This window comes from Actinomadura sp. NBRC 104425 (assembly GCF_030269545.1).
In the GTDB taxonomy this organism is placed as follows: Bacteria; Actinomycetota; Actinomycetes; order Streptosporangiales; family Streptosporangiaceae; genus Spirillospora; species Spirillospora keratinilytica.
Window position 1 is genome coordinate 40,019 of sequence record NZ_BSTN01000034.1, and the last position, 20,646, is coordinate 60,664.

At 71.9% G+C, this 20,646-nt stretch carries 18 protein-coding genes; 6 read left to right on the plus strand and 12 right to left on the minus strand.

The window, feature by feature from the left end; all coding sequences use genetic code 11:
• Positions 1-88: 88 nt before the first annotated feature.
• Genes QSK22_RS30420 through QSK22_RS30440 form a run of 5 tightly spaced genes read right to left on the minus strand, consistent with a single transcriptional unit; the run spans position 89 to position 5,127 of the window.
• Complete coding sequence (locus QSK22_RS30420; RefSeq protein WP_285497903.1) at positions 89-526, minus strand: hypothetical protein; 438 nt, start codon at positions 524-526, stop codon at positions 89-91.
• A 2-nt stretch (positions 527-528) separates the two neighbouring features.
• Entirely contained in the window at positions 529-1,572 is a 1,044-nt protein-coding gene (locus QSK22_RS30425) for a phosphotransferase family protein (protein WP_285497904.1), read from the minus strand.
• The gene (locus tag QSK22_RS30430; RefSeq protein ID WP_285497905.1) at positions 1,569-2,705 is read right to left on the minus strand and encodes an Rv3169 family protein; all 1,137 of its coding nucleotides are present in this window, start codon (positions 2,703-2,705) and stop codon (positions 1,569-1,571) included. Before QSK22_RS30430 ends, QSK22_RS30425 begins: the two co-directional genes overlap by 4 nt.
• Positions 2,706-2,707: 2 nt before the next feature.
• Entirely contained in the window at positions 2,708-4,339 is a 1,632-nt protein-coding gene (locus QSK22_RS30435) for a class I adenylate-forming enzyme family protein (RefSeq protein WP_285497906.1), read from the minus strand.
• The gene (locus tag QSK22_RS30440; protein WP_285497907.1) at positions 4,336-5,127 is read right to left on the minus strand and encodes an enoyl-CoA hydratase/isomerase family protein; all 792 of its coding nucleotides are present in this window, start codon (positions 5,125-5,127) and stop codon (positions 4,336-4,338) included. Before QSK22_RS30440 ends, QSK22_RS30435 begins: the two co-directional genes overlap by 4 nt.
• Positions 5,128-5,607: 480 nt before the next feature.
• Between QSK22_RS30440 and QSK22_RS30445 the strand changes: the two genes are divergently transcribed.
• Positions 5,608-6,855: an acyl-CoA dehydrogenase family protein gene (locus QSK22_RS30445; protein ID WP_285497908.1), complete on the plus strand. Its 1,248-nt coding sequence runs from the start codon at positions 5,608-5,610 to the stop codon at positions 6,853-6,855.
• A 274-nt stretch (positions 6,856-7,129) separates the two neighbouring features.
• Here the strand turns inward: QSK22_RS30445 and QSK22_RS30450 are convergent, their stop codons facing one another.
• The 6 genes from QSK22_RS30450 to QSK22_RS30475 all read right to left on the minus strand — a co-directional run bounded on the left by QSK22_RS30450 (position 7,130) and on the right by QSK22_RS30475 (position 13,846).
• Positions 7,130-7,831: a TIGR03620 family F420-dependent LLM class oxidoreductase gene (locus QSK22_RS30450; RefSeq protein ID WP_502872388.1), complete on the minus strand. Its 702-nt coding sequence runs from the start codon at positions 7,829-7,831 to the stop codon at positions 7,130-7,132.
• 229 nt (positions 7,832-8,060) lie between these two features.
• The gene (locus tag QSK22_RS30455) at positions 8,061-9,578 is read right to left on the minus strand and encodes a pyruvate, phosphate dikinase (RefSeq protein ID WP_285497910.1); all 1,518 of its coding nucleotides are present in this window, start codon (positions 9,576-9,578) and stop codon (positions 8,061-8,063) included.
• An 18-nt stretch (positions 9,579-9,596) separates the two neighbouring features.
• The gene (locus QSK22_RS30460; RefSeq protein WP_285497911.1) at positions 9,597-10,208 is read right to left on the minus strand and encodes a hypothetical protein; all 612 of its coding nucleotides are present in this window, start codon (positions 10,206-10,208) and stop codon (positions 9,597-9,599) included.
• 364 nt (positions 10,209-10,572) lie between these two features.
• The gene (locus QSK22_RS30465) at positions 10,573-11,712 is read right to left on the minus strand and encodes an acyl-CoA dehydrogenase family protein (RefSeq protein WP_285497912.1); all 1,140 of its coding nucleotides are present in this window, start codon (positions 11,710-11,712) and stop codon (positions 10,573-10,575) included.
• Positions 11,709-12,932, minus strand: coding sequence for an FAS1-like dehydratase domain-containing protein (locus QSK22_RS30470; RefSeq protein WP_285497913.1), 1,224 nt, complete (start codon positions 12,930-12,932; stop codon positions 11,709-11,711). The genes QSK22_RS30465 and QSK22_RS30470 overlap by 4 nt, the downstream gene beginning before the upstream one ends.
• Positions 12,929-13,846: an SDR family oxidoreductase gene (locus tag QSK22_RS30475; protein WP_285497914.1), complete on the minus strand. Its 918-nt coding sequence runs from the start codon at positions 13,844-13,846 to the stop codon at positions 12,929-12,931. The genes QSK22_RS30470 and QSK22_RS30475 overlap by 4 nt, the downstream gene beginning before the upstream one ends.
• Positions 13,847-14,249: 403 nt before the next feature.
• On the opposite strand from QSK22_RS30475, the gene QSK22_RS30480 reads away from it, so the two are divergent.
• Positions 14,250-14,804: a MarR family winged helix-turn-helix transcriptional regulator gene (locus QSK22_RS30480; RefSeq protein ID WP_285497915.1), complete on the plus strand. Its 555-nt coding sequence runs from the start codon at positions 14,250-14,252 to the stop codon at positions 14,802-14,804.
• A 129-nt stretch (positions 14,805-14,933) separates the two neighbouring features.
• On the opposite strand, the gene QSK22_RS30485 is transcribed toward QSK22_RS30480, so the two are convergent.
• Positions 14,934-16,163, minus strand: coding sequence for an acetyl-CoA C-acetyltransferase (locus tag QSK22_RS30485; RefSeq protein ID WP_285497916.1), 1,230 nt, complete (start codon positions 16,161-16,163; stop codon positions 14,934-14,936).
• Between the two features lie 117 nt (positions 16,164-16,280).
• Here QSK22_RS30485 and QSK22_RS30490 point away from each other — a divergent pair, with 117 nt between their 5' ends.
• Genes QSK22_RS30490 through QSK22_RS30505 form a run of 4 tightly spaced genes read left to right on the plus strand, consistent with a single transcriptional unit; the run spans position 16,281 to position 20,001 of the window.
• Complete coding sequence (locus QSK22_RS30490; RefSeq protein WP_285497917.1) at positions 16,281-16,673, plus strand: Zn-ribbon domain-containing OB-fold protein; 393 nt, start codon at positions 16,281-16,283, stop codon at positions 16,671-16,673.
• On the plus strand, positions 16,670-17,878 hold the full coding sequence (locus QSK22_RS30495; RefSeq protein WP_285497918.1) for a thiolase family protein: 1,209 nt from the start codon (positions 16,670-16,672) through the stop codon (positions 17,876-17,878). Before QSK22_RS30490 ends, QSK22_RS30495 begins: the two co-directional genes overlap by 4 nt.
• Complete coding sequence (locus QSK22_RS30500) at positions 17,875-19,041, plus strand: acyl-CoA dehydrogenase family protein (protein ID WP_285497919.1); 1,167 nt, start codon at positions 17,875-17,877, stop codon at positions 19,039-19,041. Before QSK22_RS30495 ends, QSK22_RS30500 begins: the two co-directional genes overlap by 4 nt.
• A gap of 3 nt (positions 19,042-19,044) precedes the next feature.
• Entirely contained in the window at positions 19,045-20,001 is a 957-nt protein-coding gene (locus QSK22_RS30505; protein WP_285497920.1) for an acyl-CoA dehydrogenase family protein, read from the plus strand.
• The last annotated feature ends 645 nt before the right edge of the window (positions 20,002-20,646 follow it).

Below are 20,646 nucleotides of genomic sequence, written 5' to 3' on the forward strand. Positions count from 1 at the left end.
AAATAAATATGACTAGACAAAAATGAGGTGATGACGGGACGCCGTCCCGGCGTTCACCGGGACGGTGCCGATGACGGCGACCGTGGGGTCAGACGGCCAAGTGCCGCATCATGCGCAGCCGCAGTTCGCGTCCGCCGGCGTCCTCGGGATGGGCGCGGAGCCAGGTCGCCAGCCGCCCGGCGACCTCGGTCAGCACGGCCGCATGCCGGGCGTGGACGGCGTTCAGTGCCGCGAGCTCCTCGGGAACCGGCTCGCCGGGCCCGGCCAGCTGGGGCAGCAGATCCGCAAACGCCCGCCGCCGGGCAGGGTCGGCCTCGATCCAGGTGCGCGCGTCGGCCAGCAGGCCGCGCAGCGCCTGGTCCCGACGGCGCAGCCGCAGCGCGGCGTCGTCCCAGTCGATCTGCGCGAGCACGGCGCGCACCTCGCGCAGCCGCTGGCGCGCGTACTCCGAGCCGACCTCGGGTTCGACGACATCGCGCAGGATCCGGCGGATTCCGGCGATGGTCTCGGCCGGGGTGGGTCGCACGGTCACCCTCCTTCCGCGGCCAGGATCCCGGCCAGCACCTGCCGGATCACGGTGTCGGCAGGGGCGGCGGGACGGTCGGTGCCGCCTTGGCAGAAATTGCGGACGCCGGCCAGCGCGATGACCGCCAGCCGGAAGGTGGACAAAATCTGCCAGAACCGCAGTGCGGCCGGATCGACCCGGATGCCGGTCAGCTCGGTGTAGCGGCGCAAAAAGTCCTCCGCGTCCCAGCGGCCCGGGATGAAGTGCTCGCGGGCGTACAGCGGGGCGGTGTACCAGCCCAGGTCGTCGAGCGGGTCACCGAGATGGGCCAGCTCCCAGTCCAGCAGCACCCCCAGGGCGCCGTCCTGGACCAGGACGTTGGCGGGACGGAAGTCGCCGTGCACCAGCACGGTCCGCTCCGGAGGGCCGGGCAGGTTGTCGCGCAGCCAGTCGGCGGCGATCCGCAGGGCGGGCTGAGGTTCCAGCTCCTGAGCCTCCAACTCGCGTTCCCAGCGGGTCAGCTCGTGCTCGGCCGGGTTCGGCCCCGGGTCCTTCAGGTCCGCGCGCAACCCGCCGGCATCGACATCGATGCGGTGCAGCTCGGCCAGCGTCTGGCACAGCCGTTCGGCCAGTGCGGCCTGCCGCTCGGGGCCCAGTCCGAGGGGGTCGGCCGGGCGCAGCACCGCCCGGTGCGCCTCCCCCTCGTACCTGGTGACGATCATGGTGGGGCGCAGCAGGTACTCGCCGGTGTCGTCGAGCCAGTGCACCCGCGGTGCCGGGACGGGGGTGTCCGCCAGGCGCCGCAGCAGCCGGAACTCCCGCTCGCGGTGGGTGTCCACCACGGCCGCCGGCGGGTCGCGGCGCATCAGCAGCCGGTGCCTGACCGGCCGGCCGTCGACGTTCCACACCGCATCGAACGGCCAGTTCTCCCGCGAACTGCCGGTGCCCGAGCGGCGCAGCCCGAAGACCTGCGGCGCGGCCCCCTCGGGCAGTTGCCGGCTCAGGAAGTCGCGCAGGGCGGCGGCGATCTCCTCCACGCCCGGCTCGGCGGCGGTCGCGGTGCTCATCGCCCACCGTCCCGCGAGGCGGGCTGCGGCGGGATGGCCTCCTGATAGCGGGGGTAGCCCGGCAGCACCATGTACTCCATCACCCCGTAGCCGACCCGGCCCTCGTGGTGGACCTCGACCAGGTGGTCGCTGCCGGCCTTGGCGTAGCGGTAGAACTGGTCGCGGTCGGTCAGGTCCCACACCTCGTGCTCCAGGCTGTCCTCGCCCTTCCAGTGGCCCTGGTACCAGCCGTTCCAGCCCTCGTAGCCGCCGCCCCTCAGGTGGGCGCGGCCGGGGTGGGCGATCAGGTCGAACTCCATGCGCCTGCCGCTGTCGAGGACCAGCGCGATCCGGCCGCCCTCCAGCGTGGGTGCCGGGGCTCCGGCGACCCAGCGCAGGTCGTGCTCGACACCGACGATCATGTCGTCCTCGGCCTGGGCGCCGTGCGGACGGCAGATGCTCGCCGACAGGTGCAGCGGGCGGCCCGGCCTGGCCTCGTACAGGTAGAGGTGCACCCCGAAGTCGGGAAGCTGCAGGGGGCAGAACATGAGCATCCGCCACTCGGGGCGTTCGCCGGGGGGCGCTCCCTGGGCGCGGGGCAGCGGGCGAGTGCCCCAGGAGTGGTCGCGTTCGCTCCACCAGGTCTGCGGGTCGAGGGTGAACTCCCGTCCCGGCGCGACGAGGGTGCCGGACGCCCTCCCCAGCTGCACGTAGCGGATCGCATCGTAGGTGACGCGGGTCCGGCTCACCTGGAAGTGCCGTCCCTCCAGGACGGGTTCCAGCCCGCTGGTCCAGGTGAGGTCGAAGGCCAGGCCGGAGGGGTTCTCCTCAAGGATGAACCGCAGCTTGCGGAAGGGCTTGACGATCTCGACCCGCAGCGGGCCGACGTGCATGCGGTCGTTGTGGGGGGCCAAGGCGCGGGCGAGCCGCAGGTTGTGCTGGCGTCCGCCGGTGGACAGGACGGCGAAGCCCTCCTGCACGTCCTGGTTGGGGTACTTGCCCAGCCCCAGGGTGAGCACGGTGTCCTTGCCGGCCGTGTCCTGGATGCTGACCCAGTAGCGCTCCCGCCAGCTGGGGTCGCTGGAGCCCACCATCGCGTGGGGGTAGGCGACTTGGTGGTTGAAGTACTCGTCCGGAGGGCTCAGTCGCACCATCGTCATCCTCGTGCCGCCGGGTCCGCGTCGGTGAACGTCGCACGCAGCGTCTTCTTGTCGATCTTCTCCCCCGCCAGCGTCGGCAGCCGCTCGGCCTGGATCCGCCAGCGGGTCGGGATCTCGAAGTAGGCGAGCCTGCCGGTCAGGTACCCGCGCAGGCCGGCCGCGGTGGGTGCGGCGCCGTCCCGGTGCACCACCACGGCGGCCAGCTCTTCGCCCAGGTCGGGGTGGGGCAGGCCGAAGACGGCGACCTCGACGACGTCCGGGTGCCCGGCCAGCGCGGTCTCCACGTGCGCGCAGGCGATGTTCTCGCCGCCGCGGATGACGATGTCCTTGCTGCGGCCGTCCAGGAACAGGTAGCCGTCGGAGTCGAGGTGCCCGACGTCGCCGGTGTGCAGCCAGCCGTCGGAGTCGACGGTCCCATCGTCGAGGCCCAGGTAGCCGAGCATGACCGTGGGGCTGCGGACCAGGATCTCCCCGCTGCCGTGCTCGTCGGGGTCGGCGATCCGCAGCTCGACCACCGGATAGGGCCGGCCGACCGTGCCGGGGCGCTGGGCCAGGTCGCGGTTGCCGGCGACGGTGAGGAAGCCGCCGGACTCGCTCATGCCCCAGGTGTTGCCCAGCCCGCGCCGCTCCAGCCGGGGCAGCCGGCGCACCATCGCCTCCAGCAGGCTGGGCGGGACGGGCGCCCCGCCCAGCGGCCAGGACCGCAGGCTGGACAGGTCGTAGGAGTCGAAGTCGGGGTGTTCCAGCACCCGGATGGCCATGGTCGGCACGCCGCCGAAGGTCTGCACCCGCTCGGTCTCGATCAGCCGCAGCACCTCCCCGGCGTCGAAACGGCCCTCGGTGAGCACCACCTTGCCGCCGATGATCAGATTGGTGATCAGGTTCGACACGCCGCCGATGTGGAACAGCGGGGTGCACACCAGCGCGACCGGCGCGGGGGCGCTCTCGTCCAGGTTCACCGGCAGCCGCCCGGAGCGGGACAGCAGGTTGTGCTGGTTGGCGATCACCGAGCGGTGCGACAGCACCACGCCCTTGGGCGCGCCCGTGCTGCCGGAGGTGAAGATGACCAGCGCCGGGGCGTCCTCGTCGGGCCTGGGGAAGTCCGCCAGGACGGCCTGCAGATCCGCCTCGGAGGCGGTGTCGAAGGCGAAGGCCAGCTCGGCGGGCGCCATGGCGTCGGTGATGCCGTGCGCGGCGGGGGCGGGCAGGTCGGTGATGACCAGGGCGGGCCGGGTCAGCTTCAGCCCGTGGGCGATCTCGCCGTCGCTCCACCAGCGGTTGCCCAGCGTCGGCACCGCCCCGGCACGCCAGGCGGCCAGCAGCGCCAGCACCCAGTCGGGGCTGTTGTAGGCCAGGATCATCACATGGTCGCCGGGCCGGACGCCGCGGGCGGTCAGCGCGTCGGCGGCCGGGCCGATGGCGCGCAGGAAGGCGGAAAAAGAGATCCGGCGGCGGCCCTGGACGAGGAAGGTGCGCTCGGCCCAGCGCGGCAGCCCGGCCAGCATCTCGCCCAGCGACGTGGGCCGTGGCCGGTACACCCTGCCGGGGTGACCGGCGTAGCGGGTCTCGGCGACCTCGGTGCCCCAGATCTCGGTGAGCGGCGGCAGCTTGGCTCGGGAGGTGTTCATCGGCCGCTCCACTTGCCGGGACGCTTCTCGGTGAACGCGGCGACGGCCTCCCGCAGGTCCGCGGTGCCGGCGGTGATGGCCTCCAGGTAGAAGGCGGTATCGAAGGCCTCGTCGATGCGGGCGGCCAGCACCTTGTTGAGGGCCCGCTTGGTCAGCTGCACGGCCACCGGGGGCAGGGCGGCCACCCGTTCGGCCAGTTCCAGCGCCGTCGTGCGCACCTGCCCGGCGTCGTCGACCAGTTCGGTGACCAGGCCGAACCGGTGGGCGTCCTCGGCCAACAGCGGGTCGCCCCACAGCAGGTGCCGCTTGGCGAGCACCATCGGCAGCGCGGCGGGCCAGGTGACGCACCCGCCGTCGCCGGCGACCAGGCCGAAGTGCACGTGCGGGTCGCAGATGCGCACGCCGGGGGTGGAGACGACCGCGTCGGCGGTGAGCACCAGGCTGGTGGCGACCCCGAAGACATGCCCATGCACGGCGGCCACCAGGGGCTTGGGGAAGTCGGCGAAGGTGCGGAACAGCCGGCGGCCGTCGTCGACCTGGGCCAGTAGGACCTGCAGGTCGGCGTTGGCGGCCAGCATGGTGTCGGTGTCGCCGCCCGCGGAGAAGTGCCTGCCCTCGGCGGAGAACACCACGGCGCGGATCTGCATGTCGGCGGCCAACTCCTCCAGCGCCCCGCCGAGCTCGGCGAACATCACCTCGTCGAACCTGTTGTGGAGGTCGGGCCGGGCGAGGCGGAGCTCGCCGACAGGGCCGTTCCTGATCAACTCCAGTGCCTGGTAGCGCGTCATCGCGTCGCGAAGCCCTTCGATGCCTCCGCTTCGGGGGCGGATACCTGCTGACCGAAATATTCCGGAGCCACCATAGACGGTTGTGAGCTAGATAGTCTAGAGCTAGACTTCATTCGGGAATCGCAGTATGGCGCCACCTTGCGGCCGTGTGCGGCCCTCAGGCGGCGCCGGGGGCCCGGCGACCACGCCGGACCGGCGCCCTGCGACGGTCGTTCGGCCCCGGCCGGAGAGCACACCCCGCCCGGTCTCCCGACACCATGACCACCCAGGTCTATCACGGGACGCTCCGGACAGCCAGGACCGGCCGCCGGCTCCGGCGGCGCCGGGCGCCCAGGCCGATCGGGCCGGCCTTCCCAGAGCCGCGCGGGAGGACGACCGGCACTCCGTTCGGAACACGGAGCACAGCCCTCCGCATCCCTAAACTCTAATGCTAGATTATTTATTCAGCGACAAACTGTTCGCATCCGGAAGGGGATGGGCGTGCCCGACGAACCACAGCGGCAGATTCCCGAGCTCGACGACTTCCGCGCCGAGGCCACGGCGTTCCTTGACCGGGTGGCGCGCCCGCGCCGCGGCGGCGGGACGGCACCGGCCTGGGGCGAGGGCGATGACCGCGTGAGCCTGTTCCGCGGCGCCACGGAGGAAGAGGTCCAGGCGGCCCGGGAGTGGCGGCGGACCGTTTTCGACGCCGGGTTCGGCTGGATCACCGGCCCGGTGGAACTGGGCGGGCGGGGGCTGCCCGCCCGCTACGAACGCGCCTACCTGCAGATCGAGCGCGGCTATGAGACGCCGTCCCGCTCGCCGCTGGGCGTGAGCCTGGGCATGGTGGGCCCCACCCTGCAGCACTTCGGCTCGCCCGAGGCGGTCAAGCGGTGGCTGCGCGCGATCTACCGCGGGGACTCGGTCGGCTGCCAGCTGTTCAGCGAGCCGGACGCCGGCTCCGACCTGGCGGCCGTGTCCACCCGGGCCACCCGGCGCGGGGACGAGTGGGTGATCAATGGCCAGAAGGTGTGGACCTCCGGGGCGCACTTCTCCGACGTGGGCCTGCTGCTGGCCCGCACCTCGCCGGCGCCGCGGCACCGGAACCTGACCGCGTTCGTGATCGACATGCACGCGCCCGGCGTCGAGGTGCGCCCTCTGCGGCAGATGACCGGCGGCGCCGACTTCAACGAGGTGTTCCTCAACGACGTGGTGGTGCCCGACGCCTACCGGCTGGGCGAGGTGGACGGCGGGTGGAAGGTGGCGCTGGCCACCCTGATGCACGAGCGCGGCGCGATCGGCGGCGCGGCGGGCGGCGGCAACGGCCTGTTCCGGATGGAACGCCTGGTGGCCATGCTGCACCATCTCGGCCGGTCCACCGACCCGCAGGTGCGGCAGGCCTACGCCCGGGTGCACGCCGGCGTCGCCGCGGCGAAGGCGATGCGGGAGCGGGCCGAGGCCGCGGCACGGGCCGGCGGGCCCCCCGGCTCGGAGATGTCGCTGTCGAAGCTGGCGCTGACGGAGAACCTGGCCGCCCTCGCCCACCTGGTCGGGCTCGCGCTGGGCCCGAAACTGCTGGCCGACACCGGCGAGTGGGGCACGTTCGCCTGGTCGGAGTTCGTCCTGGGCGTCCCCGGCTTCCGTCTGGGCGGCGGCACCGACGAGATCCAGCGCAACATCATCGCCGAACGGGTCCTGGGCCTGCCCAAGGAACCGGCCGCCGCGCCGAACCGTTCTTCCACCTCTTGAATGATCCGGATGCAAGGACCCGCCGCCCTGCCCGCTGTCACACCGCAAGCACGGTGGGCAGGGCGGTGGGCGTTCTGCGCGGGTGAGCACGAGCGCGGCGTTGCTCACCGGACGGCGGCGCTGATGCGCCTCGCGCACGAGCCCCGGACGCCGCCACAGCCCGCACGGCATTGCGCCGCCCTGCCGGCGCGTCGCGGGAGGCACGCGAACGGTGACGGCAGGGCGGTCGGCAGGCGGCGGCGCGGCACCGCCCGTGGATACCGCGCCGCCGAGCTCAGGTGAGGGCGGCGGCCAACTCCCGCCAGCCCTGCCGGGGCAGGCCCACATCCCCGGTCACCACGTGCAGGGCCACCTGGTCGGCGCCTGCGTCGTGGTGCGCACGGGCGCGGCGGGCGACGGCTTCGGGCGTCCCCCAGGCGACCAGTGCATCGACCAGCCGGTCGCTTCCGCCGTCGGTGAGGTCGTCGGCGTCGAACCCCATCTTCACCAGGTTGCCCACATAGTTGGGCAGGGTCAGGTAGATGGCCAGATGGGCGCGCGCCGTCGCCCGTGCGGAGACGGGATCGGCATCGAGCACGACCTTCTGCTCGGGCACCAGCAGCGGGCCCCGGCCCAGGCGCTCGCGGTGCCACCGGGTGCGCTCGGGGGTGACCATGTAGGTCAGCGCACCCGCGGAGCGGTCGGCGGCCAGGCTGACCATCTTCGGGCCGTTGGCCCCGATCATGCGGCGGTCGGCGGGCACCGGACCGTCCGCGACGTCCAGGCCGTCGAGGTAGTCCCGCATCTTGGCGTACGGCCGGGCGTAGTGCCCGCCGGAACGTTCTACCAACGGTGCGTGGCTCACCCCGACCCCGAGGGTGAACCGGCCGGGATGGGCGGTGTCGATGCGGTGGAAACCGGCGGCGGCGGCAGCGGCGTCCAGGTCCCAGACGCTGAGTACCGCGGTCCCGACATGCAGCGATCGCGATGCCGCCAGGGCCGCCGACGACGGCGTCGAGGCGGCCGCGGCAGTCGGCGATCCAGACCGCGCCGAACCCGAGTTCTTCGAGTTCGGCCACGGCCTCGTCGCCGTCGGGCGCGCTGAGCCGGGCGTGGCTGGTGTAGACGCTCCAGGGCGCCGGCTTGGCTTTCATAGAACGGGTCGTTTTCCTCTCAGGCGGTGCGCACGCCGCCCGCGGGCGGCGCCATGGCGTCGGCCGGGCCGGTCATTTCGCGGCCGGCTCGGTCGCGGAGCGGTCCGTGGCCTTGCCGGCCAGCGCGTCGCGGGCCGCCTGGAACACCGCCGCGGGCGAGCCGTCCACCCCGGGCACCAAGGCGCGGGCCCACGACAGCAGGGCGGCCAGCGCGGGGTTGTCGGCCTCGGTGCACGGCGCCAGCGGCAGGGCCCCCTCGAACACCTCCCCGGTCGTGCCGTCGACGGTCACCTGGCGTCCGGCCAGCGCGGCCAGCTCGCCCTGGCCGCAGCCGACGACGCAGGGCGTGCCGAGCTCCCGGCTGACCACCGCGGCGTGCGAGGTGGAGCCGCCGATCTCGGTCAGGATCGCCGAGGAGACGATCATGCCGGACACATCGTCGGGGTCGGTCGTGGGACGGGCCAGCACCACCTCGACACCGGAGTCGGCCAGTTCCTCGGCCTCCTCCACCTCCAGCACCACACGCCCGATCCCCACTCCAGGGCAGGCGGGCTCGCCGCGGGCCACCAGGGTCGCCGACGCCTTCGCCTCCGGGGCCACCCGGGGCCGGCACACCGCAGCCACCTGTTCGGAGGTGACGCGGGACAGCGCGACCTCGGCGGTGAGCAGGCCGTCGGCGTGCAGCGCGACGGCCAACCGGACGGCCGCGTCGGGAGAGCGCTTGGCGGGCCGGGCCTGCAGCAGCCACAGCTTGCCCGACTCCACCGTGAACTCGATGTCCTGGACGTCCTTGCCGACCTCCTCCAGCCGGGCGGCCGCCGCCAGCAGCTCGCGGTGCACCTGGGGCTGTTGCTCGGCCAGCGCCGACAGCGGCAGCGGGTCGTGCCTGCCGGACACCACGTCCTCGCCCTGGCCCCGGGGCAGCCACTCCCCGTAGGGGTCGGACTCGCCGGTCAGCGGGTTGCGGGTGAACAGCACGCCGGTGCCCGAAAAATCGTCCAGGTTGCCGAAGACCATGGCCTGCACGGTGACCGAGGTGCCTCCGTCGTCGCCGATGCCGTGGTGGCGGCGGTAGGCGACCGCGCGCGGCGACCGCCAGGACCGGAACACCGCGCCGATCGCCGCGATCAGCTGCTCCCACGGATCCGGGGGCGCGGCCTGCCCGACCACGCTTTCGAACTGCTCGGTGAAGCGGCGGTGGGTGCCGGATGCGTAGCCGGCGTCCTGGGTCTGGGTCCGCAGGGCGGCCTCGACCTCGTCGTTGATGCCGAGGTTGAGGATGGTGTCCATCATGCCGGGCATACTGCGCGCGGCTCCGGACCGCACCGAGACCAGAAGTGGGCGCTCGGTGTCACCGAACCGCCGGCCGGTGCGCTCCTCCAGCGTGTGCACCGCCCGACGCACCTGGGCCAGCAGGTCCTCACCGAGTCTCTCCCCGGCGGCGAAGAAACGCGCGCACTCGTCGGTGGTCAGCACGAACGCCGGCGGTACCGGCAGGCCGAGCCGGTGCATCCGGTTCAGGCTATGGGCCTTGCCCCCCACGACCTCCCGGTTGAGGTCGTCGTGCTCGCCCATCCACAACAGGGCCATCGTCGAACTCCTCCCGCCTCAGACCGCGCGCCCGGCCGCGGCCTCCTCTGCCCGGCTCAGCCCGAGCAGGCCGATGAGCTCCTCGTGCAGCTCGAACCAGACCGTGTGGTAGCTGTCGGCGATCGGACGGGCCACGAACGAGTGGTCGCCCTGCTCAAGCCGCTCGACCGCGTGGTCGAGCCGGCTCTGGTAGGAGCGCAGCCGGGGGACGAACTCCACCATCCGCGCCAGCAGTTCGGCGAAACGCCCGTGCAGCGCCACCAGCCGGTCCACGACCTGCTGGTCATAGTCCGGGTCGGTGTGGTCGTTGGGGGTCTGCCCGTCCTTGAGCTGCCAGCTGGTGACGATGCTCTTCAGCTCGGTGTTGACCTCGTCGAAGTCCCGGTAGCACTGGTCGAGGGCGGCCTGGTCGACGCCCTGGCGCTCCTGCCGCAGGAGTTCCGCCAGGCGCTCCCGCCCCTGAGGGGTGATCCGGAACGCGTTGCCCGCCTGCTTGGCCAGGCCGGCGTTCGCCAGCTCCGCCAGCCGCTCCCCCGCCTCCGACACACCGGTCATCGCACATGCAGCCGCGGCCTCGGCGGTGATCCGCCCCTTCAGCCGCATGGCCTGGAGCACGAGCAGCTCGGTCATGCCCAACCCCTGTACTTACTCCATAGGAAAATTGTCGAGCGCTAGAGTAATCTGGATTACACAGGGATGTCCATAGAGCAAACGGGAGATTTCCGGATGTCCTAGTTGAACAAGATCAACCGCCCTATACCCTGCCCCGCACACAGGAGCCGACCCCCGCCGACGGGCAGGTCTGAACCGGACATGGAACTCCATGCCCGGGATAACCATCTAGCACTCAACTATTCGCGAAATTGAGTCAGCTTATCAGTAACTCCCCATAGCATCCAAGAGGAACATGCATGCCCTGGGCGGAACACCGCGGCAGGGGCACGGATCCGTGCCCCTGCCGCGCGGCATCCGGTCCCGGGTCTTCAGGGCGCCGTCACAGCCCCGCGCAAACCGCCAGCCGCTCCCGGTGCCAGCCGGGGTCGCCCAGGAACAGTTCCGAGGCCTTGGCCCTGCGGTAGTACAGATGGCAGTCGTGCTCCCAGGTGAACCCGATACCGCCATGGACGTGCAGCGACTCCTCGGCCGCGTACATGAACGCCTCCGAGCACACCGACTTGGCCAGGCTCGCGGCCGCGGCCAGCCGCCGGGCGTTCTCCTCCCCCGGAGCCGCCAGGTACTCGTCGGCGGCGGCGACGGCGATGGACGCCGCCGAGCGCGCCATCTCCACCTTCAGCAGCATGTCGACCAGCGTGTGCTTGATCGCCTGGAAGCTGCCGATCGGACGGTCGAACTGGATGCGCTGCTTGGCGTAGGCGACGGCCTCGTCCAGGCAACGCTGGGCGCCGCCGACCTGCTCGGCGGCCAGCAGCGCCAGAGCCACGTCCAGCGCGGGCCGCAGCACCGCCTCCGCGCCCGAGTCCGGGCCGATCGGCCTGCCCGGGGCCGCCTCCAGCGTGACGGTGCCCAAGGGCCTGGTCAGGTCCAGTGTGGTGGACGCCTGGCAGCGTAGCCCGGGGGCGTCTCGCTCGACGGCGAACAGGCCCAGGCCGGCGCCAGTTCGGGCCGGCACCAGCAGGATGTCGGTGCCGACCGCGTCCACGGCGAAGGAGGCGCTCCCGGACAGCCGCCAGCCGCCCCCGGCCGGCACGGCGGACACGGCCGCGGTCTCCACGTCCCACGATCCGTCGCCGTCACAGCAGGCCAACGTCGCGGTCGCGTTTCCGCCGGCGATACGGGCCAGCAGTTCCCCGGCGAGGGCGTCCCCGTCGCTGAGCAGCAGGGCCGGCGTGGCCAGCGCCACGGTGGACAGGAACGGCACCGGAGCCAGGAAGCGGCCCAGTTCCTCGGCCACCACCGCAAGGTCGGCCAGGCGCGCCCCCGCCCCGCCGTGTTCTTCAGGGACGATCAGCCCGGCCACGCCGACCTCGGCGCCCAGCAGATGCCACAGCTTGCCGTCGTACGGCTCGCTCGTGCCGGGCTCACCCACCAGATACGGCCGGGGCCCCTCCCCGCGCTCCAGGCAGCGCCGCACCGCCTCGCGCAGTTCCCGCCGTTCCACGCTCATCTCGGTCATGACGCGCTCCGGGCCCTGCGGGCTGCCGGCGACGGCCCGCCCTGGCGGCTCGGCAGCGCGACGACGGCGCTGCCCGGCATCACGTCATCGCCGCGCTGGTTGCGGGCGAAGGTCTGCACGTGCACCACGTGCTCGCCGTCGGCGTCGATCTCCTTGCCGGTCACCACACCGCCGAGTTCGATCACATCGGACAGGTACACGAAGCCGCGGTACTGGGCGGAGATGTGCTTGACCCAGCCGGAGTCGCCGATCCAGTGCGTCATCAGCTGAATCTGCCAGCACTGCCGCTGGAAGCCCACGTCATACTGATAGGGCACGCCCATGGCGTTGGCGGCGGCCTGGTTGTAGTGCACCGCGTAGATCGGCTCCTTGGCCCCCGTCTCCGGGTCGCGGAACGACCATGCGGGATGCGCGGCGTAGTCGGCGAGCGAGGCGGCGTGCGCCTTCAGCCGCGGGATCGGGGTGCCGCCGCCGGCGATGAAGGCCACCTCGTCGGTCAGCCCGATCGGCCCCTTGGTCAGCGTGTCCACCGGGTCGCCGACCGAGACGTCCTCCCACCAGCGAGGCTCGGCACCACGCGGTTTCTCCGCCAGCACCCGCTCCTCGATCTCGGCCAGCTCCTCCGGCGTCCACGGGTGCGGGACGGTCAGCGGCTTGCGCGTCTTGCTCTTGCCGCGTGCGCTGGCCCGCTCGTAGTTGACCACCTGCCAGCGGATTTCGGCGACCTTCTCGCCGTGCTGGTTGACGTAGGTGTTGGTGAAGTGGTCGGTGACCATCCGGCCGGCGAACTTGGAGGGCCTGGGCCCGGTGAACCCGTCGTAGCGGCACTTGGCGGTGATGGTGTCATACCAGTAGATCGGTGCGAGCATGTCCATGTCGGTGCACGAGTGGAACGCACCAAGGCCGGGCCAACCGAACTGGATGCCCGAAAAGCAGCCGATCACGAACGAGGGCGGCGCCACCGGCCCCCCGTAGTCGGAGCGCCGGCCGCGTTCGGCGTCGGTCCACAGCGGGTTGATGTCACCGATGCCGCCGGCGAACTTGGCCACCGCGATCCGCGTGGCCTCCTCGTTGTTGACCGAGTGGTCGATGCGCAGGTCGATGCCGACCTTGGCGCGCATCGAGGCGATCATCGCCTCGTCGATCACCGCCTCCGGCATGCGGGCCTCGGCGGTCCGTGCGCCGTCTGCGGGCCTGTCCTCAGAGGCCGTGGTGGTCACTTGGCCCCCTTGCCCGGGTTGGCCGTCCACTTCTGGCCCTGCGGGACCCCGGCGTCAGCGACCGCCTTCTCCAGGCCGGCGACCGTCCAGCGGCCCTCGGTCTGCAGCTTCCAGTCCGGGTCGCGCTCCCAGGGCCGGACCCGCTGCACCCGGCTGCCCCCGGCGATGAACACCTCACCGGTGATCTGGCAGGACGGGCCGGCCAGGTAGGCGACGAACGGGGAGACGTTGGCCGGATCCCAGCGGTCGAAGGCGCCCTCCTTGGCCGCCAGGGCGTCGCCGAAGGCGCCCTCGGTGAGCCGGGTGCGGGCCTGCGGCAGGATCGCGTTGACCCGCACTCCGTAGCGGCCGAGCTCCTTGGCGGCCACCTGGGTGAGCGAGGCCACCCCCGCCTTGGCCGCGGCGTAGTTGGCCTGCCCGGGGTTGCCGAACACGCCGGACTCGCTGGAGGTGTTGATCACCGAGGCGCTGACCTGCCGGCCGGCCTTGCTCTGCTCCCTCCAGTACCGGCCGGCCGCCCGCGTCACCAGGAAGGTGCCGCGCAGGTTCACCCGGACCACCAGGTCCCAGTCCTCGTCGCTGATGTTGACCAGCACCCGGTCGCGCAGGATGCCGGCGTTGTTGACCACGATGTCCAGACGGCCGAACTCGCTGAGGGCGGTGTCGATGATGCGCTGCGCGCCCACCGAGTCGGCCACGTCGTCGGTGTTGGCCACCGCCCTGCCGCCGGCGGCGCGGATCTCGGCCGCCACCTGCTCGGCCGGGGCGCTTTCGGCACCGGTGCCGTCCGGGGCGCCGCCCAGGTCGTTGACCACGACCGCGGCGCCTTCGGACGCCAGCAGCAGGGCATGTTCACGACCGATGCCTCGGCCGGCGCCCGTCACCACGGCGACCAACTGATCCAGACTTCCCATGCCTGCTCCCAGATGTCGTAGTGGATCGTTCACCGTCGGCCGGCCTCGTCCCTCGTCGCGACAGCCGCTTGGGCCGCCTCGTCACGTCTTGGTCACCACCGGTGCGAGACGGTGCCGTTCCGGTTCCAGCCGGCTCCGACCGACGAACCTTGCAGGGCAGTTTATTCGTGGTATAGATATTTGTCCACTAGACCTTCTGTCCGGCTTGGCCTCCGGACCGAGCAGCTGCGGCCTCTCGTTTTCCGGCTTCCTGTGGCGTCTTCAACCATGAAGGAGGCCCGCACCCTTCAAGTCCGGACATCGAGCGCGCCGTGACCTCCTGTAGGCCTTCGCAGGTAATGTCGCGGCCTAAAATGTTGATCTCACGGTTCACCGTGTCCGACGGCAACGAACGGGAGCGGTAATGGCAGCGAACAGGAAAAACGGCGCCGACAACGGCACGCCGCCGGCGGACCCGGTGGACTGGGCACGCCACTTCTGGCGGCGGCATCAGCTCGGCGGTTCGGAGGACGCGTTCATCGCCATGAGCTCGGTGCTGCGCTTCCAACGGCTCCTGGTCGACGCGGTCGAGAAGGAGCTGCGCAAGCACGAGCTGAACATCACGGACTACATGTTCCTGATGACCCTGCAGCTGAGCGAGACGGGCACCCGGCTGATCAGCCATCTGGCCCGCAGCCTGCTCGTCCACGCCACCACCGCCACGCTGGCGACCGACCGGCTGGAGGGCCGCAAGCTCATCGCGCGCAGCCCGCACCCGACGGACCGGCGCGCCACGATGGTCACCATCACCAAGGCCGGCCGAGAGCTGGCCACCGCGGCCACCGAGTCCCTGCGCGGCATCAACTTCGGGTTCTACGGCAACACCGAGGAGGACCAGCGGGAGCTCACCGAGATCCTGGCGCGCATGCGCCGTATCGTCGGCGACGCCGATACCCCCATCAAGACCCCGCGGTCCTGAGACCGGCGCGCCCGTCGCGGCCCGTTCCGCAGTCCTGCGGCGGGCCGGGCCGGTTCGGGTGCGCCCGCCGGGCACCGGCCTCGGGCCGGAGCGCCGCGGGTCGTCACCGTCGCCGGACCGGCCCGGCCGTCAGATCCGCTCGATGACGGTGGCGGTGCCCATGCCGCCGCCGGTGCACATCGTCACCAGCGCGGTGCCCAGGTCACGGCGCTCCAGTTCGTCCAGAGCGATCTGCAGCAACATCGGCCCGGTGGCGCCGATGGGATGGCCGAGCGCGATGGCGCCGCCGTTGACGTTGACCCTGTCCGCATCGATGCCGAGGTCGGCGATGACCTTGAGCGGGATCGCGGCGAACGCCTCATTGATCTCCCACAGGTCGATGTCCCCCACCGTCATGCCGGCCTGCTTGAGGGCGGCCCGCGAGGCCGGGGTCGGCGCGGTCAGCATGATCACCGGATCGGCACCCGCGACCGTGGCGGCCCGGATCCGGGCCCGGGGCCGCAGCCCATGGGCCCGCGCGTAGTCGGGCGAGGCCAGCAGCAGCGCGCTCGCGCCGTCGACCACGCCCGAGGAGTTCCCGGCGTGATGCACGTGCCGGACCTCGGTGATCTCCGGATAGCGCCGGACGCACTGCTCGTCCCACGACAGCCCCTCCGGCTCGCGGACCTTGGCGCCCGCCCTGGCGAACGCCGGCTCCAGCGCGGCGAGGGACTCCAGGGTGGTCTGCGGGCGGGGGTGCTCGTCGTGGTCGAGCAGGACCTTGCCGTCCTGGTCACAGATCGCGACGATGCTGCGCTCGAACCTGCCCTCGGCGATGGCCTCGGCCGCGCGCTGCTGGCTGCGCAGCGCGAAGGCGTCCACGTCGGCGCGGGTGAAACCCTCGATCGTGGCGATGAGATCGGCCGCGATGCCCTGCGGGACGAGCGGGTAGGCCGCGCGCAGCGCGGGGTTGCCGCCGTCGAGCAGTGGGCCGCCGCGCCGCGGCTGGTAGCGCGACATCGACTCCACGCCGCCGGCCACGACGAGCCGCTGCCATCCGGCGGCCACCTGGGCCGCGGCGAACGTCACGGCCTGCTGGCCGGAGCCGCAGAACCGGTTGAGGCTCACCCCGGGGATTTCGACCGGCCAGCCGGCGGCCAGCACGGCGAGCCGGGCGATGTCATCGCCGTGGTCGTCCCGCTGGTCGCCGTTACCGACGACGACATCGTCCACATCACCGAGGGTGATGCCGGTCCGCTCGGCCAGCGCGCGCAGCACCTGCGCCAGCAGCTCCTGGGGGTGCACGCCGTGCAGGGCGCCAGACGGCTTCCCCTTGCCGCGCGGGCTGCGCACCCCGTCGATGATCCATGCCTCGGACACGCCACTCCTCACAGTCGCCAACGATAGATACTCTAGTAATATACTGTCCATGAATCGAGTGTTTGTCGGGTGGCCGCACCCGGCGGACACCAACCACTGCAGATCGGAAGGGCGAGGATGCCGCAACAGATTCCGGTCGTCGACTACCTGGAACTCGGCGACCGACCCCACCTGCGGGCCCGGGAGTGCACCGCGTGCGGTGCCCTGTACTTCGATCGCCGCAACGCGTGCGCCAAGTGCTTCGGGACCGAGTTCACCGCCCGGGCGCTGTCGAACCACGGCCGGCTGCGCGCCTTCACCTTCGTGCACCGGGTGAAGAGGCCCTTCGTGTCGGCGATCGTCGAACTGGACGGTGGCGGCGTGGTGAAGGCCAACCTGCTGGGCGTCGAAGATCCCGAGCAGATCACCCCCCGGCTGCCGGTGGTACTGGAGACCTATGCCGTGGGCACCGACGACGAGGGCACCGAGGCGATCGCTTTCGGCTACCGCCCGCAGGGAGGCGAGAAGTGAGCAGCGGCGACGTGTGGATCATCGGCGCGGCGATGACGCCCTTCGGCCGTTTCGCTGACAAGGACCTGCTCGACCTGGCCAGCGAGGCCGCCATGGGCGCGCTCGCGGACGCCGACACCAGCATGGCCGACATCGGGATCCTGGCGATGGGCAACGTCTATGAGGCCAACTCCCACAACGGCCAGCGGCTGCAAAAGCAGATCGGCCAGACCGGCATCCCGGTCTACAACGTGGTCAACGCCTGCGCCACCGGCGCCACCGCGGTGCGCGTGGTGATGATGTCCATCGCCGCCGGGGAGTGCGACAGCGGCCTGGCCGTCGGCGTGGAGAAGATGGGCAAGATGGGCATGCTCGGCGGCGCCGCCAAGCCCCGCCCGGACAAGAAGGTCTACCAGCCCAAGGGCCGCTACGGCTCGGTGCTCAAGACCGAGGGCGTGCTGGGCACCGGGCTCATGCCCGGGGTGTTCGCCATGGCCGGCATGGAGTACGCGCTGGAGCACGGCGTGACCGCCACCCACTTCGCCAAGGTGGCGCAGAAGAACCACGCCCACTCCACGCTCAACCCGCTGGCCCAGTACCAGAAGGAGTTCTCCCTGGAGGAGATCCTCTCCGCCGAGATGATCTCCTACCCCAACACCCTGCCGATGTGCTGCCCCACCGGTGATGGGGCGGCCGCCGTGGTGCTGGTCTCCGACGCCAAGCTGAAGACCCTCGACCCCGATGTGCGGCGGCGGGCGGTCAAGATCTCCGCCTCGGTGATGACCTCCGACCCCTGGAGCAAGTCCGGCCAGGTCCAGCCCGACGTCAACACCCTGACCCGGCAGGCCGCCGACATGGCTTACGAGAAGGCCGGCATCGGCCCGCAGGACCTGGACCTGGTGGAGCTGCACGACTGCTTCGCCACCGCCGAGCTGCTGCACTACGACAACCTGCGGCTGTGCCCGCCGGGCGGTGCCGGCGACTTCATCGACTCCGGCGCCCCCTGGCGCGACGGGAGCATTCCGGTCAACGTCTCCGGCGGCCTGCTGTCCAAGGGGCACCCGCTGGGCGCCACCGGCGTCGCAAACATCTACGAGGTCGTCACCCATCTGCGCGGCGAGGCCGGCGCCCGCCAGATCCCCGGCGCCAAGGTCGGCCTGACCCACGTCATCGGGCTCGCCTCGGCCTGCGCCGTCCACATCCTGGAAGCGGGCGTGCGCCGATGACGGTCGATCCCGAGGTCCGTGCCGTGCTCACCGGCGGCAAGCCGTCGGTGCCTGCCGTCCTGGAGCGGTTCCAGGCCTGGCTCGCCGAGCACGCCGACCGGCTGGAACGCTTCCGTGAACTGCCCACCGAGCCCGACCGCATGGTCGGCACGCTGATGGAGCTGCAGCGGCTGCTGTATGAGGCCGGCTGGATCCGGCTGGGCTGGCCCGAGGAGGTCGGCGGGCTGGGCGGGGCCGTGGCGGTGCGGGGCGTGGTGAGCGAGGAGCTCGCCGCGGCCGGATACCCGCCGCCTTTCTCCTTCGCCACCCAGGAGGTCCTCGGCCCGGCCGTTGCGCGCTTCGCCCCTCCGCAGCTGGCGGCGCAGGTGCTGCCGCGGCTGCTGCGCGGGGAGGAGACCTGGTGCCAGGGCTTCTCCGAGCCGGATGCGGGCAGCGACCTGGGCTCGCTGCGGATGCGCGCGGTGGACGAGGGCGACCACTGGCGGGTCAACGGCGAGAAGGTGTGGACCAGCTGGGCCCAGTACGCCGACCGGTGCCTGCTGCTGGCCCGCACCGGCACGCCCGAGTCGGCGCACCGCGGGATCACCGCGATGTTCGTGGACATGAACACCCCCGGCATCACCGTCCGCCCGCTGGTGGCCATGACCGGCGAGGCCGACTTCTGCAGCCTGTTCTTCGACGACGTACTGGTGCCCAAGGACCGCACGCTGGGCGAGGTCGGCGGCGGCTGGGCGGTCGCGATGTTCGTCCTCAGCTGTGAGCGCGGCGTCGCGGCCTGGCAGCGGCAGGCCTGGATGCGCTGGCGCCTGGAACGGCTGGTCGCCGAGGCGCCCGAGCTGGCCGACGCCCGGGCGGGCGAGGCGTTCGAGCTGGTGCACGCCCTGCGTCTGCTGTCCCGGCGGACCCTGCGGTCGCTGTCGGACGGCCGCTCGCTGGGAGTGCTGCCGTCCTTCGACAAGCTGCTGATGTCCACCGCCGAGAAGTACCTGTTCGACGCCGCATTGGAGGCGCTGCCGAACACGCTGCTGTTCGGCGCGGACGGCCCGGCGCGGGACTGGCGCAGCGACTACCTGTACTCGCGCGCCGCCTCCATCTACGGCGGCGCCGCGGAAATCCAACGCAACATCATCGCCGAGCGCGTCCTCGGCCTGCCGAGGGAGTGAGACGTGGACGACGACGAGCGGCGGCTGCTCCTCGACAGCCTCTCCCAGGTGGTGAGCGGGGCCGCCACCGGCGACCTGCGGGCGGCGGTCACCGGCTTCGGCTGGCACGACATGCTGGCCGAGTCCCCCCAGATGGCGGTCTACGGCATCAGCACGTTGCAGGGCGAGCACCTCACCGAAACGACGATGCTCGACGACATCGTGCTGGCCGCAGCCGGTATCGAGGGACCGGCCCGGGTGGTCTACCCCGATCTGCCGCACAGCGACCCCACCTCCCGCATCGAGGGCACGGCATCGCCGATCCGCGGGGTCCTCGCGGCCGGCGACGCAGAGCGGCTGGTCGTACCGGCTTGGCACGGCTCCGAGGTGGTCATCGTGACCGCACCCGGTGCCGTGGATTCGAAGGCCCCCGCTGACGGACTGGATCCGGACTCCGGCTGGCACCGTGTGGAGACCCACCTGGACCTCTCCACCGCCGAGGTGCTGGAAGGAGAGCCGGCCAGGACCTGCTGGCAGGCCCTGCTGGCGGCGGGCCAGCGCGCCCTCGCGTACGAGCTGAACGCACTCGGCCGGCGCATGCTCACGCTCGCGGTCGAGCATGTGAGCACCCGTGAGCAGTTCGGCCGCAGGATCGGCGGCTTCCAGGCGGTCAAACACGCGCTCGCCGACGTCCGCCTCTGGCAGGAATGCGCCGAACTGGCGGCCGAGGCGGCCTGGGAGGACGAGTCGCCGGAGTCCGCGCAACTGGCCAAGATCATGGCCGGCCGTTTCGTGCGCACCGCGGCCGCCAACTGCCAGCAGGTCCTCGGCGGCATGGGCTTCACCTGGGAACACGATTTCCACCGCTACCTGCGCCGGGCACTGCTCCTGGAGCCCCTGCTGGGCTCGGCCGCCCACCTGCGCACCGCCCTCGGCGCCCGCGTGCGCGCCCAGGGGGCGCCCCGGCTCGCGCTCCTGTGACGAAACCGCCGCCGGCGCCCCTCTGGGAAGATCGCCCAGGAGGCGCCGGCGCACCCCCGCACGCGCGAAGAGCGCACCCACGGATGCAGGTGAACATCGTCGCCCGGCCGGCACCGGGATCCGGCCGGATGCCCCTGCCGTGATGTCCGGGCGAGGCGCATCCGGCCGGGGGCTCCTTGAGGAGCGGATCGCGGGGCAGGCCGAGGATGCGTTCGCCGCCGCACCAGCGGCCGGATAACCACCATCTCACCGTCGCGCAGCAACACATGCCGTCCCGCCTCGATCACATGGAAGCCGGTATCATCCGCCGCCCAAGGCATGAAGTCCGGGCGCTCCGAACCGATAGGGCTTTTGCTCTGCCGTCACGACATCAGCCCCGCCCGGCGGAAACAGGACACGAAAGTCCATCCGCCCGGGTGGAACGTCACTGGCCACCGTGGCGGTGCCGGGTGTCACCGCAAGCAGACGGCACACGGGGGTCGGCGTTGGGCGGTTCGGTCACGGCGGCGCGCCGTGATGCGCGCCGAGGCCGGCATCCGCCCATGACTTCAGCGAGTACCGCCGCGGCGGGGACGCTGTGAAGGCGGCTGCCCCTGGTGGCCGGTGCACACGACAAGGGGCCGGTGGCGCCGTCATCGACGCCAC

Coding starts and splice junctions, on each gene's coding strand:
- QSK22_RS30425 (WP_285497904.1), bottom strand. CDS start 1,572: ATGAGCACCGCGACCGCCGCCGAGCCGGGCGTGGAGGAGATCGCCGCC.
- QSK22_RS30430 (WP_285497905.1), bottom strand. CDS start 2,705: ATGGTGCGACTGAGCCCTCCGGACGAGTACTTCAACCACCAAGTCGCC.
- QSK22_RS30435 (WP_285497906.1), bottom strand. CDS start 4,339: ATGAACACCTCCCGAGCCAAGCTGCCGCCGCTCACCGAGATCTGGGGC.
- QSK22_RS30440 (WP_285497907.1), bottom strand. CDS start 5,127: ATGACGCGCTACCAGGCACTGGAGTTGATCAGGAACGGCCCTGTCGGC.
- QSK22_RS30455 (WP_285497910.1), bottom strand. CDS start 9,578: ATGGCCCTGTTGTGGATGGGCGAGCACGACGACCTCAACCGGGAGGTC.
- QSK22_RS30460 (WP_285497911.1), bottom strand. CDS start 10,208: ATGACCGAGCTGCTCGTGCTCCAGGCCATGCGGCTGAAGGGGCGGATC.
- QSK22_RS30465 (WP_285497912.1), bottom strand. CDS start 11,712: ATGACCGAGATGAGCGTGGAACGGCGGGAACTGCGCGAGGCGGTGCGG.
- QSK22_RS30475 (WP_285497914.1), bottom strand. CDS start 13,846: ATGGGAAGTCTGGATCAGTTGGTCGCCGTGGTGACGGGCGCCGGCCGA.
- QSK22_RS30480 (WP_285497915.1), top strand. CDS start 14,250: ATGGCAGCGAACAGGAAAAACGGCGCCGACAACGGCACGCCGCCGGCG.
- QSK22_RS30490 (WP_285497917.1), top strand. CDS start 16,281: ATGCCGCAACAGATTCCGGTCGTCGACTACCTGGAACTCGGCGACCGA.
- QSK22_RS30500 (WP_285497919.1), top strand. CDS start 17,875: ATGACGGTCGATCCCGAGGTCCGTGCCGTGCTCACCGGCGGCAAGCCG.